The organism is Pseudomonas sp. P8_241, assembly GCF_034008315.1.
In the GTDB taxonomy this organism is placed as follows: Bacteria; Pseudomonadota; Gammaproteobacteria; order Pseudomonadales; family Pseudomonadaceae; genus Aquipseudomonas.
Window position 1 is genome coordinate 2,614,171 of sequence record NZ_CP125377.1, and the last position, 14,713, is coordinate 2,628,883.

13 protein-coding genes are annotated in these 14,713 nt (G+C 58.2%); 4 read left to right on the forward strand and 9 right to left on the reverse strand.

All coding sequences use genetic code 11. The features are described 5' to 3' along the window. Nucleotides 1-162: 162 nt before the first annotated feature. Nucleotides 163-2,448 (reverse strand): Orn/Lys/Arg decarboxylase N-terminal domain-containing protein, encoded by a 2,286-nt coding sequence (locus QMK58_RS12005; protein WP_053160310.1) that lies wholly within the window; start codon nt 2,446-2,448, stop codon nt 163-165. Beyond that, a complete protein-coding gene (potE, locus tag QMK58_RS12010; RefSeq protein ID WP_053160308.1) occupies nt 2,445-3,854 on the reverse strand; it encodes a putrescine-ornithine antiporter in 1,410 nt (469 codons plus the stop codon). The genes QMK58_RS12005 and potE overlap by 4 nt, the downstream gene beginning before the upstream one ends. Before the next feature lie 183 nt (nt 3,855-4,037). Between potE and QMK58_RS12015 the strand changes: the two genes are divergently transcribed. Then, nucleotides 4,038-4,367 carry a hypothetical protein gene (locus QMK58_RS12015; RefSeq protein WP_320396341.1) on the forward strand — a complete coding sequence of 110 codons (330 nt, stop codon included), beginning with the start codon at nt 4,038-4,040 and terminating at the stop codon, nt 4,365-4,367. Nucleotides 4,368-4,483: 116 nt separating this feature from the next. Next, the gene (locus QMK58_RS12020) at nt 4,484-4,900 is read left to right on the forward strand and encodes an organic hydroperoxide resistance protein (protein ID WP_053160305.1); all 417 of its coding nucleotides are present in this window, start codon (nt 4,484-4,486) and stop codon (nt 4,898-4,900) included. A 101-nt stretch (nt 4,901-5,001) separates the two neighbouring features. Here QMK58_RS12020 and QMK58_RS12025 read toward each other — a convergent pair whose 3' ends face one another. From QMK58_RS12025 to QMK58_RS12055, 7 genes are all read right to left on the reverse strand, one after another. After that, nucleotides 5,002-5,511 (reverse strand): copper chaperone PCu(A)C, encoded by a 510-nt coding sequence (locus tag QMK58_RS12025; protein ID WP_320396342.1) that lies wholly within the window; start codon nt 5,509-5,511, stop codon nt 5,002-5,004. A gap of 1 nt (nt 5,512) precedes the next feature. Continuing rightward, nucleotides 5,513-6,118 (reverse strand): SCO family protein, encoded by a 606-nt coding sequence (locus tag QMK58_RS12030; RefSeq protein WP_053160301.1) that lies wholly within the window; start codon nt 6,116-6,118, stop codon nt 5,513-5,515. A 256-nt stretch (nt 6,119-6,374) separates the two neighbouring features. Beyond that, nucleotides 6,375-7,259, reverse strand: a complete 885-nt coding sequence (locus QMK58_RS12035; RefSeq protein WP_320396343.1) for a ChaN family lipoprotein — start codon at nt 7,257-7,259, stop codon at nt 6,375-6,377. Nucleotides 7,260-7,313: 54 nt separating this feature from the next. Next, a complete protein-coding gene (locus QMK58_RS12040) occupies nt 7,314-8,081 on the reverse strand; it encodes a heme ABC transporter ATP-binding protein (RefSeq protein ID WP_053160297.1) in 768 nt (255 codons plus the stop codon). Further along, on the reverse strand, nt 8,081-9,064 hold the full coding sequence (locus QMK58_RS12045; RefSeq protein WP_320396530.1) for an iron ABC transporter permease: 984 nt from the start codon (nt 9,062-9,064) through the stop codon (nt 8,081-8,083). The genes QMK58_RS12040 and QMK58_RS12045 overlap by 1 nt, the downstream gene beginning before the upstream one ends. Before the next feature lie 50 nt (nt 9,065-9,114). After that, on the reverse strand, nt 9,115-9,999 hold the full coding sequence (locus QMK58_RS12050; RefSeq protein ID WP_320396344.1) for a heme/hemin ABC transporter substrate-binding protein: 885 nt from the start codon (nt 9,997-9,999) through the stop codon (nt 9,115-9,117). A gap of 12 nt (nt 10,000-10,011) precedes the next feature. After that, complete coding sequence (locus QMK58_RS12055; protein ID WP_320396531.1) at nt 10,012-10,314, reverse strand: ChuX/HutX family heme-like substrate-binding protein; 303 nt, start codon at nt 10,312-10,314, stop codon at nt 10,012-10,014. Between the two features lie 131 nt (nt 10,315-10,445). Between QMK58_RS12055 and QMK58_RS12060 the strand changes: the two genes are divergently transcribed. Both QMK58_RS12060 and QMK58_RS12065 read left to right on the forward strand, forming a co-directional pair. Beyond that, a complete protein-coding gene (locus QMK58_RS12060) occupies nt 10,446-12,419 on the forward strand; it encodes a hypothetical protein (RefSeq protein ID WP_320396345.1) in 1,974 nt (657 codons plus the stop codon). A 228-nt stretch (nt 12,420-12,647) separates the two neighbouring features. Beyond that, nucleotides 12,648-14,591 carry a hypothetical protein gene (locus QMK58_RS12065; protein ID WP_320396346.1) on the forward strand — a complete coding sequence of 648 codons (1,944 nt, stop codon included), beginning with the start codon at nt 12,648-12,650 and terminating at the stop codon, nt 14,589-14,591. The last annotated feature ends 122 nt before the right edge of the window (nt 14,592-14,713 follow it).

Consider the following 14,713-nt stretch of genomic DNA (forward strand, 5'->3'; position numbering starts at 1 on the left):
TCATAGAGCGCGGTGATTGAATTTGCCCATAGGCTTTATGGAGGGGACGTGCGATCCACTGTAGGAGCGAGCTTGCTCGCGAAGGCGTCGTGTCAGACAACATCAATGTTGGCTGAAAGATCGCTTTCGCGAGCAAGCTTGCTCCTACAGGTCTCGTTTAACTCACTTCAATACCAGCATCCGATAAACCCCGTCCTCGACTTCGATCCCGTGGGTGTCATGGGTGAAGCCGGGGAAGGATAGGTCGAAGGCTTCCAGTGCCTTGAGATACGCCAGCAGCGCGCCATCGATCGGCCCCGCGTTTTCACCTGGCATCAGCAACGGAATGCCTGGCGGATACGGCACGATCCCGGTGGCGGCAAGACGGCCCGCCGCCTGGTCGAGGGTGACCAGTTCGATCTCGTTGCGCACCAGTTTTTCGTAAGCCTCCACCGGGCTGAACTCGGCCTGGGGCAGGGTGCCGAAAGCCTGGGACATGTTGGCGGTGGTCTTGTGTTTCTTCATGGCGGCGAAGATTTCGTCGGCCAGATCCTTGAGGCCCATACCGGCGTAACGTTGCGAATTGGCGTTGTACAGGTCCGGCAGGCACAGCTCGAGTTCGGCGTTGTCGTCATAGTCACGCTTGAAGTCGAGCAGGGCGTTGAGCAGCGTGCCCCACTTGCCTTTGGTGATGCCGATGGAGAACAGGAACAGGATGGTGAAGTCGGTGGTTTTCTCGACGACGATGCCCTGACGTCCCAGGTACGCGGTGATCACGCAGGCAGGAATACCGGTGGCAAGCAGGTTGCCATCGTCGCCCATGCCCGGGCTGAGCACCGAGACCTTGATCGGGTCGAGCATGCAGTAGCCTTCTTCGATGTCGCCGAAGCCATGCCATACCGCATTGGGGTGCAGGACCCAACAGTTCGGATCGGTTTTAAGCGTAGCCGGATCGACCTCATGGAACGGCACGGTCGCTGCGCCCACTTGCACGGTCGGCGGCTGCCAGCAGGTGAAGAACCAGTCGTTCTTGCTCTGCATCTCATTGTGCATGCGCGACAGAACCTGACGGAAGCTGATCGCTTCTTCGATCGATTCGGTGGTCAGGATCTGCCCGCTCGGTGCTTCCATCATCGCCGAGCTGACGTCGCAGGACGCCATGATCGCGTAGTTCGGCGAGGTCGAGGCGTGCATCATGTACGACTCGTTGAAGCGTGCATGCTCGATCGGATTGCGGCCGTCGCGCACGTGGATCATCGAAGCCTGGGACAGGGCGGCCAGCAACTTGTGGGTCGACTGGGTCGCGAACACGGTCGGCCCGGACTTGTCGTGATCGGCCGGGTCGCCGTGCATGGCATGGCGGCCGCTGTACAGCGGGTTGAAACGCGCATAGCCATACCAGGCTTCGTCGAAGTGCAGGCGGTCGACGCTCTCGCCCAACAGTTCTTCAACGCGGGTGACGTTGTAGGTCAGGCCGTCGTAGGTGGAGTTGGTGACAATCGCGTGCACAGGCGTCGGGTCGATGCCTTTCTTGACCAGCGGGTTGCTGGCGATGGCCGCTTTCACGCCTTCGGCGCTCAGGGTTTGCGGCAGGATCGGGCCGATGATGCCGTAGCGGTTGCGGGTCGGCACCAGGTAGGTCGGAATCGCGCCGGACAGGGTCATCGCATGCTCAGCGGACTTGTGGCAATTTCGGTCGCACAGGGCGATCTGGTTGCGCGTGACGCTGGCCATGAGGATGACGCGGTTGGACATCGACGAGCCGTTGGTCACGTAGTAGGTGCGGTGGGCCCCGAAGACCTTGGCGGCATAGCGCTCGCCTTGACCGATCGGGCCACTGTGATCGAGCAGCGAGCCCAGTTCACCCACCGAGATCGACAGGTCGGAACGCAGCAGGTTCTCACCGAAGAACTCGTAGAACGCACGGCCTGCGGTGCTCTTCAGGAACGCTGTACCGCCGGCATGGCCGGGGGTGTGCCACGAGTATTCATAGTTGCGGGCAAACTTCACCAGCGCGCCGAACATCGGCGGCAGTGCGGCCTGACGATAGCGCTCGATGGCCGCCAGGATGCGCCCGCTGAGGAAGCGCGAGGTGTCTTCCGGCAGCCAGATGAAGTCGTCGGCGTGCTGCATGACCAACAGCGGAATGGTCGACGCGGTGGTACGGTCGCTGACCAGGAACACCGGTACGCGTGTGTTGCGCTCGCGCAGCTTGACCAGCAACTTGGTGCAGTCGGCGTGGTCTTCGCTGGTGTCCATTTCCCATCGGATGATCACACATTGGATGGCAGGGTCCGAGCGCAGGATCGACGCGGCGTCGGTCAGGCTTTCCGAAGCCAGTACGCTGACGCCACGGCTCTCCACGTCGTGGATCAGTTGATCCAGGGCGCGACCGAATACGGTGCGTTTGTCCGCCGGGCTGCTGACCAGTAGCGCGAGCATCCCGAGCGAGTGTTTATATTCCGTCATTGTTGAGCTCCCATAGTGGCTGTATTCAAGTTGTTCACCGGCACGGGTTCAGTCGTGAGGTGCTGCGCGCTGACGGTTTGCGTCGGTACGCTGTTGTTGAGTGCTTCAAGGCGGATCAGACGGTTGTTGACGAAGCCGAACAGGGTGTAACCGAAGATGGTTGCCACACCGCCGAGCATCATTGCCTGCTCGCCGGAACTGTACAGTGCCAGGTAACTGTAAGCCGCTGCGATCAAGGCGATGACGTTGGTCGCCAGAGCCTTGCTTTCCGGTACGTTGGAGACTTTCTGCATGGTCATCAAAGCGGCCATGGAGAGGATGTACGGCACCAGGTTGGTGACCACCGCGAGGTTGACCAGGGTGTCGAACTGTTTGCTCAGGTCAGGACTGATGGTGAGCAGGGCCAGTGCAGTCTGTGCCGCCAGCAGGACCAGCATGCCGATGATCGGCGTACCGGCCTTGTTGCCCTTGGCGAAGATCGCCAGGAAGTAACCGGTGTCGGCGGAGCTTTTGTACACCTGGGCGATGGTGAACTGCCAACCCAGCAGCGAACCGATACAGGCGAGCACCATCGCCGCCATCACGATATTCCCGACCATGGGATTGAACATGTGGGCGAACACCAGACCGAAAGGCGCGGTGGACTCGACCAGTTCAGCGTTGCCGACGATGCCGAAGATGACGTTGGTGGAAACGATGTAGATCACCGCTGCCCCCAGGGTGCCACCCAGCACCGCGATCGGCACGTTACGCTCAGGGTTTTCTACCGCATCGGTGTTGGCGCAAGCCGATTCCAGACCAAGGAAAGCCCACAACGTGATTGCCACCGAAGCCCCCGCCGCTTCGAACCAGCCCTTGTCATGTGGGTTCCAGCCGGCGGCGTAAACGCTGCTGTCGAACCAGAACCAGCCAATGGTGGAGACCAGTACTACTGGCGCAATCACACCCCAAACCGTTACCGCACCGATTCGGCCGGTAATGCTGGCACCGCCAAAGTTGGCGAAGGTGGTGATCCACAACAGCGCGATGGTTGCCAGGCCTACTTGCAGAGAATCAAGTTTTATCCCGAACAACACCTGGATATAACCCACGGCGGTAATACTGATCGCGACGTTGGCAATCAACAGCGACAGACCGTAGGTGTAGTTGGTGATGTAGTTGCCCGCTTTACCGAAGGTGTACTCCGCATAACCACCCATGCCACCGGTCTTGCGGCTCAGCATCCCGCATCGCGCAAAGGCGTAAGCCAGAGCGAGTGAGCCGGTGGCTGTCACCAGCCAGGAAAGAATCGAAATTGCACCGACCTCCGCGAGTTTCGTCGGTAGTAGCACAATGCCTGAGCCCAACATGTTGACGGCGGTCAACATTGTCAGTTGCCCCACACTCATTTTTTTTGCGACTGACATTTCGTTGCCTCACTAGTTGGCGAGATAGAGACTTAGCTATAGCAAAGGTTTGAAAACTCGCAAGAAATTGAGCTCATCCTTTTAGCTTTTCCGTTAATTTTCAAAAAAAGGCACGATGCTGGCCCCTAACTTTGAAAGTCCTCTTCAAAATTACTTTATTTTCAAGTGGTTAAACAGGTCGATATGCGCAAGAAAGGGATAATGTTGTGTTCACTGGTTTTTGCGACTATTACAGTTTCAGTACAGGGCAAGGAATTGAAACCCAATGACCATTACATGTGCAGTTGGGGCGGTGGAACTGCCGCCAGAGCACAGGAACTCAAGCTTTCAGGCGTTTCGCTATATGCGGCACGGCAGAAAATCCAGACCTACAAGTTCGCAAAAACATGGATGCGCATGATGGCTATGGGGATCACCGAGCAAACGTATGACAGCCCTTCACGGCTGAAACCGCAAGCGGTGCGCAAGATTTTTTATGAGGATTGCGTCAGGTACAAAGTGGCGCGCAAGTGATATCAGCATCACTTTGTCGGTTCGAGCACGGTGAGGTTCCATGACGACTATATTGAGTGCCCACCCCGGTAAACCGGCTTGAAAAGGTCTTATCAGCATTCAATCAGGAGGTCATCATGAACCAGATCGACAAAGTGCTCTACACCGCGCAGACCCACACCACGGGCGGTCGTGACGGCGCAGCCCGCAGCTCTGACGGAATTCTTGATGTCAAACTTTCATCCCCGGGCGCCGGAGGCGCAGGCACCAATCCGGAGCAATTGTTTGCCGCCGGTTGGTCTGCCTGTTTTATCGGCGCCATGCAGGTCGCGGCCAGGGAAATGAAAGTGGCGCTGCCCAAGGATGTAGCCGTTGATGCCGAAGTCGACCTGGGCACCAATGAAGGGGGTTACCTGCTCCAGGCACGGCTCAATGTCAGCTTGCCCGGACTGGACCGCGAAACCGCACAGAAAATCGTCGACACCGGGCACCAGTATTGCCCGTATTCGAAAGCCACGCGCAATAACATCAACGTCGAACTCAAGCTTGTTTGAACCGGGATGCTTGAGGCGCCTTCGCCGGCAAGCCGACTCCTACAGGGGGGAGGCGGCCGCGAAATCCCTGGTGCCGGCCGGGAATTACGTTGACGCCCGGATCAGTTCATCTTGCTGTGATCATGCATCATCTTGCTGTGATCCATGGTGCCGATCGACTTGGCGACGGCCTGGACCTCAATGGTCTCTTTCTCACCCTTGGCGTCTTCGAGGGTCAGGGTCAGCGGTACGTGATCGCCTTCCTTGATCTGGCCCGTCAGGTCCATCAGCATGATGTGGTAGCCGTGGGGATCAAAGCTCACCGCCTTGCCCGCCGGCAGCGCGACAGAGTCGACCTGCTGCATCTTCATCACATCGTCTTTCATGCTCGATTGATGAATCTGCACCACCTTGGCGACAGGCGATTGCACGCTTAGCAGTTTGCTGTCGCTGCTCGCGGTCAGCGTCATGAATGCACCACTCGAAGGCTGGCCAGCCACGGTGGCCCGCACCCAGGCATCATCAACGCGTGTTTGTGCCGACACTTGAAACGCCACACCGATCAGGGCGACGCCCAGCGCCAGTTGCTTGCAACGTTGCGCAAAACGGCTTGTAGCCAACGGGGAATTCATCTCAGCAAACCTCCATCACGGTGAGCAGATCGTCTGCGCACTCTTGTGCAGTCAGGGACGCGGACAGGCCCAGGCGCAGATTGCCTCGGGAGTCGAAGACAAAACTGGTCGCGGTGTGGGACAGGGTATAGGTATCGCCGCTCGGGACTTTTTCGAAGAACACGCCGAACTCCTTGGCGGTGGCAGCGGTTTCTTCCAGTGTGCCGTAGAGCGCTTCGAAACTCGGGTCGAAGGCCTTCACATAGGTGTCGAGCATCTCTGGCGTGTCACGCTCAGGGTCGAGGGTGATGAAGATCACCTGCAACCTTTCGCCATCGCGTCCCATCAGCTTCTTCGCTTGTGCCGCACGGGCCAGCGTGGTCGGGCACACCGCCGGACATTGGGTGAACCCGAAGAAAATCATCGGCATCAGGCCACGATAGCTGCCCAGCATCCGCGTTTCGCCCTGGGCGTCCTTGAGTTTGAAATTACGCCCCATGATCTTGTCGCTGAGGTCCTTGCCGTACTTGAACGACAGCTTGCTGCTGTCGTCGCAACCGGCGAGCAGACCAAGGCTCAAAAGGCCCATGCCTTGCAGGACAGTTCGGCGGGAATACAAAGTACTCATGAAAAAAGCATCCTGTTGAACAGGCTGAAATGACAGCGTGATGACTGTACAGAAGAAAAAATCGCGAGGATGGTAGCAAACTGTGCCGGTGCTGGAGGATCGGATTCGACCATTGGACCGGTGGTGAGGCGTGACATAGTGTCGCGCCGGAAAGGGACTTGATAATCAATTGCAGGAGCTGCCGAAGGCTGCGATCTTTTGATGTCGGGTGCGAAAAGATCAAAAGATCGCAGCCTGCGGCAGCTCCTACAGGGGCTTAACGACGCAGCTTTGCGCAGTGATCCTGCTCGGGTTGCGCAGCGGTGTACCACACGTAATCCGCGCTTTGAGCCGTCACGGTCTTGCCCACTTCGGCCAGCACCAGCACCGCATTACCTTCGCCTGCACCCAAATCCTTCAGGTGCAGCGGCACCCCCAGATCCTTGCGCACATGGAAAGCCCCGGCCAGCAACAGCGCAGGCGTTGGTGCGGCCATCAAGCGTTCAGCCATGCGCCGGTCGCGCTGTTGCTGCACGGCGAGCATCGCCGGCATCTGCGCTTCGGGCAACAAGCCGCAATGGGATTGGCGAATGTCATCGAGTAACGTCACCTGCACCTGTTGCGTGGTGGACGCTTCACCTTGCAGTACCGGTCGCTGTTTGTAGATCTGCATGATCTGCGCACGGTCGAGGTTGGCCGACATCAGCGGATACGGCTGACGCAGCGCGTAGGTGACCAGCGCGCCATAGACGCTCCAGTCCCAATTAGCCTGCCAGCCCAGCGCCGTGAACGGGTCGGCCGGTGGCTCACCGGCACGCGTGGCGGCTTGTGCCGCATCGATTTTGGCCTGCTGATCGGGGTTGAGCATTTCCATCAGCAAGCTGCCTTGCGGGCGCTGGGCAGCCAGTTCGCGCAGCAGCCACAATTGCAGGGCGTGGTGATCCGGATTGTCGTGCTGTTCACCGACCAGCACGCGAGGTGCGTTGGCCAGTCGTTCGACCAGTTCTTGCGGGGTCAGCGTGCGCCCGGTGGCAAGTTCGCGGATGACGCCGAGGTCGGTGTGATCACGTCCTTGCGGGGCGATCGATGCCGGCAGTGGCGCGAGGTGATGGGTTTGGCAGGCAGCCAGCAGGCTGAATGCACAGAGCAACAGAAAGCGCATGGGATTTCCTTATTAGCCAATGGCCCCCTCGATCCGCAGAGGAGGGGACGGGTATCAACGCGCAATGATCAACGGGTGGCCGCGTTCCGGATGCTGGTGAATCAGCACTTCCAATCCATACACCGCCGCGAGTGCCTCGGCGGTCAGCACCTCTGCCGGTGTTCCGTAAGCGTGGGGCAGACCTTGTTGCAACAGCAGCAGATGATCGCAATAACGGGCGGCCAGATTCAGGTCATGCAAAATCACCAGCACCGCTGCACCGCGTTCGGCGAAGTCGCGCACCGCTTGCAAAATGGTGTGCTGGTGCAGCGGATCGAGCATTGAAGTCGGCTCGTCGAGCAGCAGGGTTTGCCCCTCGGCGCCGGGCCAAAGCTGAGCGAGCACCCGCGCCAGATGCACACGCTGGCGTTCGCCACCGGACAGGGCCAGATAGCTGCGCCCGGCCAGGTGCAGGGCATCGGCGGCACGCAGCGCCTCGGCGACGATTGCGGCATCGCGCACGCGGCCACTGGCGTAGGGCAGGCGCCCCATGCCGACCACTTCATTGACCGAAAACGCAAAGTTCAGGCTGGAACTTTGCGGCAGGACTGCCAGCCGTTTCGCCCGCTCCTGACCCGGCCAGTCAGCGAGTGGGCGTTCATCCAGGCTGACCTTGCCTTCGCTGGCCGCCAGCTCCCCGCACAACGCGGCGAGCAGGGTGCTTTTGCCGGCGCCATTGGGCCCCAACACCCCGAGCACTTCACCGGGGCGCAATTGAATATCGATATTCGCCAGTACCGTGCGGCTGCCCCGGCGTACCAGCAAGTCGTTTGCCCGCAGCATCAGGAACGCCCTCGTACCAGCAAGTAAAGAAAGAACGGCGCACCAATGAGTGCCGTGACGATGCCGATCGGCAATTCGGCTGGCGCCAACAGCAGGCGCGCCGCCAGATCGGCAAGCAGCAACAGACTGGCACCGGCAAGCAACGACGCCGGCAACAAGACCCGGTGATCCGGCCCGACCAGCAGGCGCATCAAGTGCGGCACCACCAGGCCGATAAAGCCGATCAACCCGGCTGCCGCGACGGCGGCACCCACGCCCAGGGCCGTGCACAGCACCAGTTCCATCTTGATCCGCTCGATGTCGAAGCCCAGGTGACGGGCTTCCGACTCGCCCAGCAGCATCGCATTGAGTGCCGCTGCGCGCCGTGGCAACCACAACGCCACGCCGACGGTGACGATCAACAACGGCCACAGGCGCGGGTAACTGGCGCCGTTAAGGCTGCCCAGGTTCCAGAACGTCAGGGTCCGCAAGGTGGCATCGTCCGCCAGATAAGTGAACAGACCGACGCCGGCACCGGCCATGGCCGTCATCGCCACGCCCGCCAACAGCATGGTCGCGACGTCGGTTTGCCCGTTGCGGCGGCCGAAGCGATACACCACCGCCGTCACGATCAAGCCACCGACGAAGGCACTCACCGACAGCAGATAGGGCTCCATGGCGGGTGGCATTCCACCGAGCATGCTGCCGCCGACGATGGCGAAAGCGGCACCCAGCGCGGCTCCCCCGGAGACGCCGACCAGGCCCGGATCCGCCAGGGGATTGCGAAACAACCCTTGCATCGCCACGCCTGACAGCGCCAGTACCGATCCGACGGCAATGCCGAGCAGACTGCGCGGCAGGCGAATCTGACCGAGGATCAGCTCCGCCTGTTGCGTGTCGCCGCCTTCAAGCGGCAAGCCGAGCAGACGCATTCCGGCCAGTAGCGTATCGCCCAGCGGCAGGCTGACCGGCCCGAGGGCCAGGGACAACCAGAACACCAGCATCAGCAACAGCAGCAAACAGATCAAGGTCGGACGCGGCCGAAAAATCGCCGTCATTGGCTGATCTCGGCTGTCTGTACGTTGACGTCCGGGTAGAACGCGCTGGCGAGACGGTTCAACGCATCCGGCACGCGAGGACCGAGGCCGCCCACCAGCAATGTCGGATCGATCACCAGCACCCGGCCGTCACGCCCGGCCCGGGTTTGCGCCAGGATCGGGTTCTGCTCCAGGAGGGCCTTGCGCGCCGCTTCACCTTCCAGACGACCACCGGCAAAGATGATCACCTGCGGATCAAGCGCCAGCATGGCTTCGTTGGAAACCGGCTTGTAGCCGTTGTGCTCGCCCAGGCTGTTGCCGCCGGCTTGTTGGATCATCCACGCGGCCAGCGTGTCTTTGCCGGCCACTTGCAGGTTGCCGCCGGAATGGCTGAGCAGCATCAGCACCCGCGGTGCCGGCGCTTGTTGCTGCGCCTGCCTGACCCAGTCGGCCTGGGTTTGCAGGCGCTTGAGGTAACCGCCCATCAACGCTTGCGCCTCGGCCTCTTTACCCAGCAGTTCCCCGAGTTCGGTCAGGTTGTGTTGCAGCGCCGGCACCTCAGGCTTGGCCGACAGCAACTCAATACGCACGCCGGCCGCCTTGAGTTGCTCCAGCACCGGCGGTGGCCCCATTTCGACGCTGCCCACCAGAATGTCCGGTTTCAACGCCAGAATGCCTTCGGCCGCCAGCGCACGCTGATAGCCGACGCCGGGCAGGCTGTGCAGCGATTGCGGGTACTGGCTGGTGCTGTCGACACCCACCAGTTTGCTTTCGCCACCGAGGGCGACCACCCATTCGCTGAACGCGCCGCCGGCACTGATCCAGCGCTGGGGCAGGGCGTCGGCGACGGCCATCTGGCTGACGAGCACGCTGGCACAGGCCAGCAGTGTTTTCATACGCATCGGGACTATTCCTTAGCCGATCAGGGGAGTGGCGATTTCAGCCAGGGCACGCCAGTCGTCACGCTCAGGGATGCCTGGCTTGCGCACGCCGAACAACTGGATGACCAGTTCGCCTTCGGCATCGAAACCTTCATAGCTGGTGATGATGCCATCGACGCTCGGCTTACGCACACGCCACAGCTGCGTCACACCGGTGGTTTTCAGGTGCAGGTTGAACAGACCTGATGGCAAGTGACGCAGCAAGTGTCGATCAATGTCGACTTGTTCAACGCCATCTGTGCGATGAACGGTAGCGATACCTGTTATTTCTGACAGTAGGCAGGTTTTTCAGACAGGCATTTAATTAAGCCCATCAGATGCGCCGATGTGATGACCGTGAAGGCAGCGTTGCACGTGACTCACGGCCCAGGCGCATAGCACTTTTTTATTGCCTTGGAGTATCCGCCATGCCGTCCGCGACATATCCGAAAGACCCCGAACGACATGCCCTTGGCCCCGACGGGCAAGATTTGGCTCTGCCGTCGCCAATCGTCCCGGCGATTCTCAAAGATGAAGACGGCAATGAGAGCGCGGATGGACAGCTGCCGCGCAGTGTGTTGAACAGTGATCTGCAGGTCACGGTACCGGCCTGGAGCTTTTCCACCGATCCGAATTTTGTGGCAGACATCGTTGCCGTTGGCTGGAGGCCGGTAGGGCAAGACTTTGTTGAGGTCAACAGATCTCGCTTTCCCATTCCCATTGATCCAGGGGACAAGATCGTATCGGTACCACGGGATAAGTTGGAGCACGGGGTCTATGGCTTGTCGTACAAACTCATCATCGGGGGCAACCCCGCTGAATCCGAGATCAAAAAAATCACGGTAGACCGGGTTGCGCCCGACGACGGCCAGCAACCGTCGGCGGTACAGATGCTGGATCTTGTGGGCAACATCACGGACGACTATTTGAAGCAACATGGCCAGGTGCGCTTCAAGGTATCGCTTTACATAGACGTGCAGGTTCGGGACCGGGCGATTTATTACTGGACGGACGAATCGAATCCACCGGAGTCGGAAGCTGAAATTCGCGAGCAGGCCTTCAGTCAGCAAGATATCGACAATGATCAACTGATCATCACGATGTACGAAGTAGATATACGCGCTCGCGGCCACGGGGCCCGTTATATCTATTACCGGCTGCGGGACTGGGCCGGCAATCGCGGACCGCGCTCGACCTTTTTGCCCGTGACCGTCGATCTGTTGCCTGCGCCGGGCAATCTCAAGCCTCCCCGCGTGCCATTGTCAGTCAGGGGCTTGATTGACCGTCAGCATGCTCGTGAAGGTGCGGTCAACCAAGGTGCGGTAACGGTTGAAATCGATGCCTATGACAATCCGGACGCGACTGATCGGGTGCTGATCGATTGGGATGGAACGCCTCTGGATCCGCTGGATGTCGACCCCGCACAGTTCCCGCTCCAGGCGCCGGTGCCTTGGTCGAAACTTCGGGCCAATGGCCTGGGCCCAATGACTGCGCGCATCAGTTACAAGGTGCAGCGCGGCGGTGTGGACACGCCACCATCGCTTGAAGCACGTGTGCCGATGGATTTGACCGTGGCCGGGCAGGATCATGCCAATGCGCCAGCGCTGCTGAACACTACGCTCGCCTTGCTTGAAATCTATGGCGCCAAATCCCTGACCTTGGACACCTTGCTATCCGAAGACTTTGGTGAAGATGCCGATGCTTATTTGACCTTGCATGACGATCCGAAACGTGGACAGACGATAGACGTGTACTGGGGCGCAATCAGCGCGCCGGTTGTGCAATACATCGTTCAGGACACGGACTCGGCGGGGAAAAGAGTGCCGGTCAAAATCCCCTGGTCTGCAATAGATCAGGACCGGGATAACCTGGCGTTGCCGGTCTATTACACCACCAGCAACGGTGTCAATCAGCAGCAAGCGCGAATCACCCCGGTACGGGTATCGATTGTGGTGATCGAAGACCTTAAAGAGCCATCGTTTTCCCATGCGGACAAATTCGGCGTGCTCAATTGTTGCGCATGTCCAAGGCTCTGGAAGGGGGTCTGGGTAAAAGTGGAGGGCAATCCGGACTTCGCTGAAAAAGATCTAGTGACCCTGCATTGGCAGGGGTGCGCAGGCATGAACGGCACATCGCCCATTCCCGGCGTCGTTGATGCATTCCCCACCACGTTGACGCTGGACCAGGCGAGAAATGGTTTTGAAGTTCATGTCGCCGATTATGAAAAGTTGATTGCGCCGATGGCGAACAATGGTTCCGCACTTTGCTATTACGATTTGAAAAAATTCAATGGCGGGGCGGGTGTTTCAAAAAAAGATTTTGTCATTATCAACAGAACTATGCCCAGTGGTGAAGTGTGTTCACCCACGAATGAAACTTGCCTGGAGCCCTGCAATAAATAATCGCTTGCAATATCGGATATCCGGGTTGTTGTTGATGTTGTGGTTGTTGGAGCGATGATTGCTGTGTGCAGTGCGTCTGGCACGAAAAATTAGATAGCTATTGTTTGAACGCGCTGCTTGCTGCGCCTGTCGAGGTGTTGTGCCTGCAGTGTGATGTTTTAAATAGGGTTGTGAAAGTTGCAATGCCTGGGGCAGGTAAAGCCCATATATTGTATCAGGAGATACGAAATGACCAGTTTGGAAAAAATGACGTCTGCTCAACTCGCTCGGGCGGACTATCGAAAAATTCGCCTCGCAAGCCCGAAAGTTGTTGCTGGACCACCTAATCTGCATGCAGATAATCCGTTGCTGCCGGATACCCCTGATGACTTGCCTAATCAACTGCATCGCATGTATCAAGGGGTGGCGCTAAAAGTTCAAGTGCCAAGGCCTCCCGAGGCGGGCGATCCGAATATTGTTTCGGGAATAATTCAACTGACATGGAATGGAACTCGGGTAGGGCAAGCCTATATCTACACCACACCGATGGATCCCCTTATCCTTCTCATTGATCTGGATCTGCCGGAGAATTTAAGCAGTCAACCCGGAACGAACAAATTAGGTTACTACCTGGCACAAGGGGGCAACCCCACTGATGTGACGCCACTGGATATTAATGTTGATACGCACCACCCGGAAACTAATGGCGAGGCGATAGTCCCGCCGGACGTGGACCGTGACGGTATTACCAAGAAGTACCTGGACGACAATGGTTTTGTGCTGGTAACCGTACCTGAATATGCAGGCAAAAAAATCGGCGATGTCATCGAGCTCTGGTTTGGCGAGAGCTTACCAACGGCCAGAAAATTTGATGCAATTACTCGAAGCGATACGACTGTTCCGATAACTTCCGACAAGTTGACTGCCCTTGTGGTGGGTGAGAAGGAAGGGCAGCATGCAATCTTTTACTACATCACCAATCGTAAAGGATACATGAGTGCCATCTCGCTGTTCAAACAACTGCCCGTCATGCTGACCGACCCGCCGGAAGGACTAGTGGATCCGGATATTCCGTTGTACGTCGACGGCCTGATCGATCTGGCGGATGCACAGACGCCAGTAGGTGTAGGGATCAAGGCTGAGTACACAAACTTTCTGAGCAATGATCAGTTGCTGGTGACGTGGGACAATATTCCACAAGCACCCAAATCGATTGTCGGGTTTCCCGTTTATGTTGATGTGCCGTTTCGGGATGTTTTCAATAATGACCCTGGGGCAAAAACCGTCAAGGTTGAGTATCAAGTGCAGCGCGGTACCCTTCGGTTTCCATTAACGCCGTTGTCTGTGGATGTGGATGTAGACATGAGGAAACCGGGTGGCGGGATTGATCCTGGTAAGCCGGACCCTGTTAACCCTGATCTTGATCTGGTGACGGTTCAGGGGCAGGGCGGTAATGGTCCAAACGTGTTGACAGATGCTGACAAGGATCAGACTGTTGAAGTATCGGTCGTCATTTACACTGGGGCCAAAGAAAAAGACGTGGTTCAACTTGTCTGGAAGGGCGTTCCCGTACTGGAAGCCGATGGCGGTGTGTATAAAGTACCGGCTACGGTTCCAGCCACAATTACCTGGACCGTTGAGTGGACAGTTATCGCCGCCGGGCAAAACGGCAAGCAAACGCCGGTCTACTACGAAATCTCACACCCGGATGTGAACGGTAACAAAGATATCTCGCCTGACCAGTTAGTAGATGTCCAGATTGTTCCCGGTGTTGTCCCACAGGCTACATTTCAGAACCTTGATCCGGACTTTCCTGACTGGATGAATTGCGGCTCATTGCGTCAGGATCTTGGGAAAGGCACCGTTGTCGAAGTGTTTGTCCCGGGGGGCGAACCTCAACTTGCAGGCCAGGACCTGATGTTCAAATATCAGGGTTATTCCGACTCTGCAGGTACGGTCAAGATAACCGGAACGGATCTTGATGTTCCCTATAAACCCACCGCTCAAGAAGCCGTCGACGGGTTTATCGTGAAAATCCCTTATGCCCCTATTCAGCTCACCAAAAATGGCTGGGGAGACATTCAATACACGGCTGTTATTGATGGTTTTCCAGTGCCGTCCGTACGCCATCTGGTGAGAGTTTATATGGTCGACCCGGGTGATGGAGGTACTTGCAAGATCACTCGACGTTAAAGCCATTTGATAGCCCAGGTGGAGGGCGCGTAAAGCGCCTTCCGCTTTTCACCGTGTTCTATTGAGCGATTTTTTTGTGCGGGAGTAATCCTGATGAACCCTGGAATTGCTCATGGTTAATA

Bases quoted from the DNA above. Each gene is read 5' to 3' on its own strand.
- QMK58_RS12005 (WP_053160310.1), bottom strand. From the start codon at position 2,448: ATGACGGAATATAAACACTCGCTCGGGATGCTCGCGCTACTGGTCAGC.
- potE (WP_053160308.1), bottom strand. From the start codon at position 3,854: ATGTCAGTCGCAAAAAAAATGAGTGTGGGGCAACTGACAATGTTGACC.
- QMK58_RS12015 (WP_320396341.1), top strand. From the start codon at position 4,038: ATGCGCAAGAAAGGGATAATGTTGTGTTCACTGGTTTTTGCGACTATT.
- QMK58_RS12020 (WP_053160305.1), top strand. From the start codon at position 4,484: ATGAACCAGATCGACAAAGTGCTCTACACCGCGCAGACCCACACCACG.
- QMK58_RS12025 (WP_320396342.1), bottom strand. From the start codon at position 5,511: ATGAATTCCCCGTTGGCTACAAGCCGTTTTGCGCAACGTTGCAAGCAA.
- QMK58_RS12030 (WP_053160301.1), bottom strand. From the start codon at position 6,118: ATGAGTACTTTGTATTCCCGCCGAACTGTCCTGCAAGGCATGGGCCTT.
- QMK58_RS12035 (WP_320396343.1), bottom strand. From the start codon at position 7,259: ATGCGCTTTCTGTTGCTCTGTGCATTCAGCCTGCTGGCTGCCTGCCAA.
- QMK58_RS12040 (WP_053160297.1), bottom strand. From the start codon at position 8,081: ATGCTGCGGGCAAACGACTTGCTGGTACGCCGGGGCAGCCGCACGGTA.
- QMK58_RS12045 (WP_320396530.1), bottom strand. From the start codon at position 9,064: ATGCTGGTGTTCTGGTTGTCCCTGGCCCTCGGGCCGGTCAGCCTGCCG.
- QMK58_RS12050 (WP_320396344.1), bottom strand. From the start codon at position 9,999: ATGCGTATGAAAACACTGCTGGCCTGTGCCAGCGTGCTCGTCAGCCAG.
- QMK58_RS12060 (WP_320396345.1), top strand. From the start codon at position 10,446: ATGCCGTCCGCGACATATCCGAAAGACCCCGAACGACATGCCCTTGGC.
- QMK58_RS12065 (WP_320396346.1), top strand. From the start codon at position 12,648: ATGACCAGTTTGGAAAAAATGACGTCTGCTCAACTCGCTCGGGCGGAC.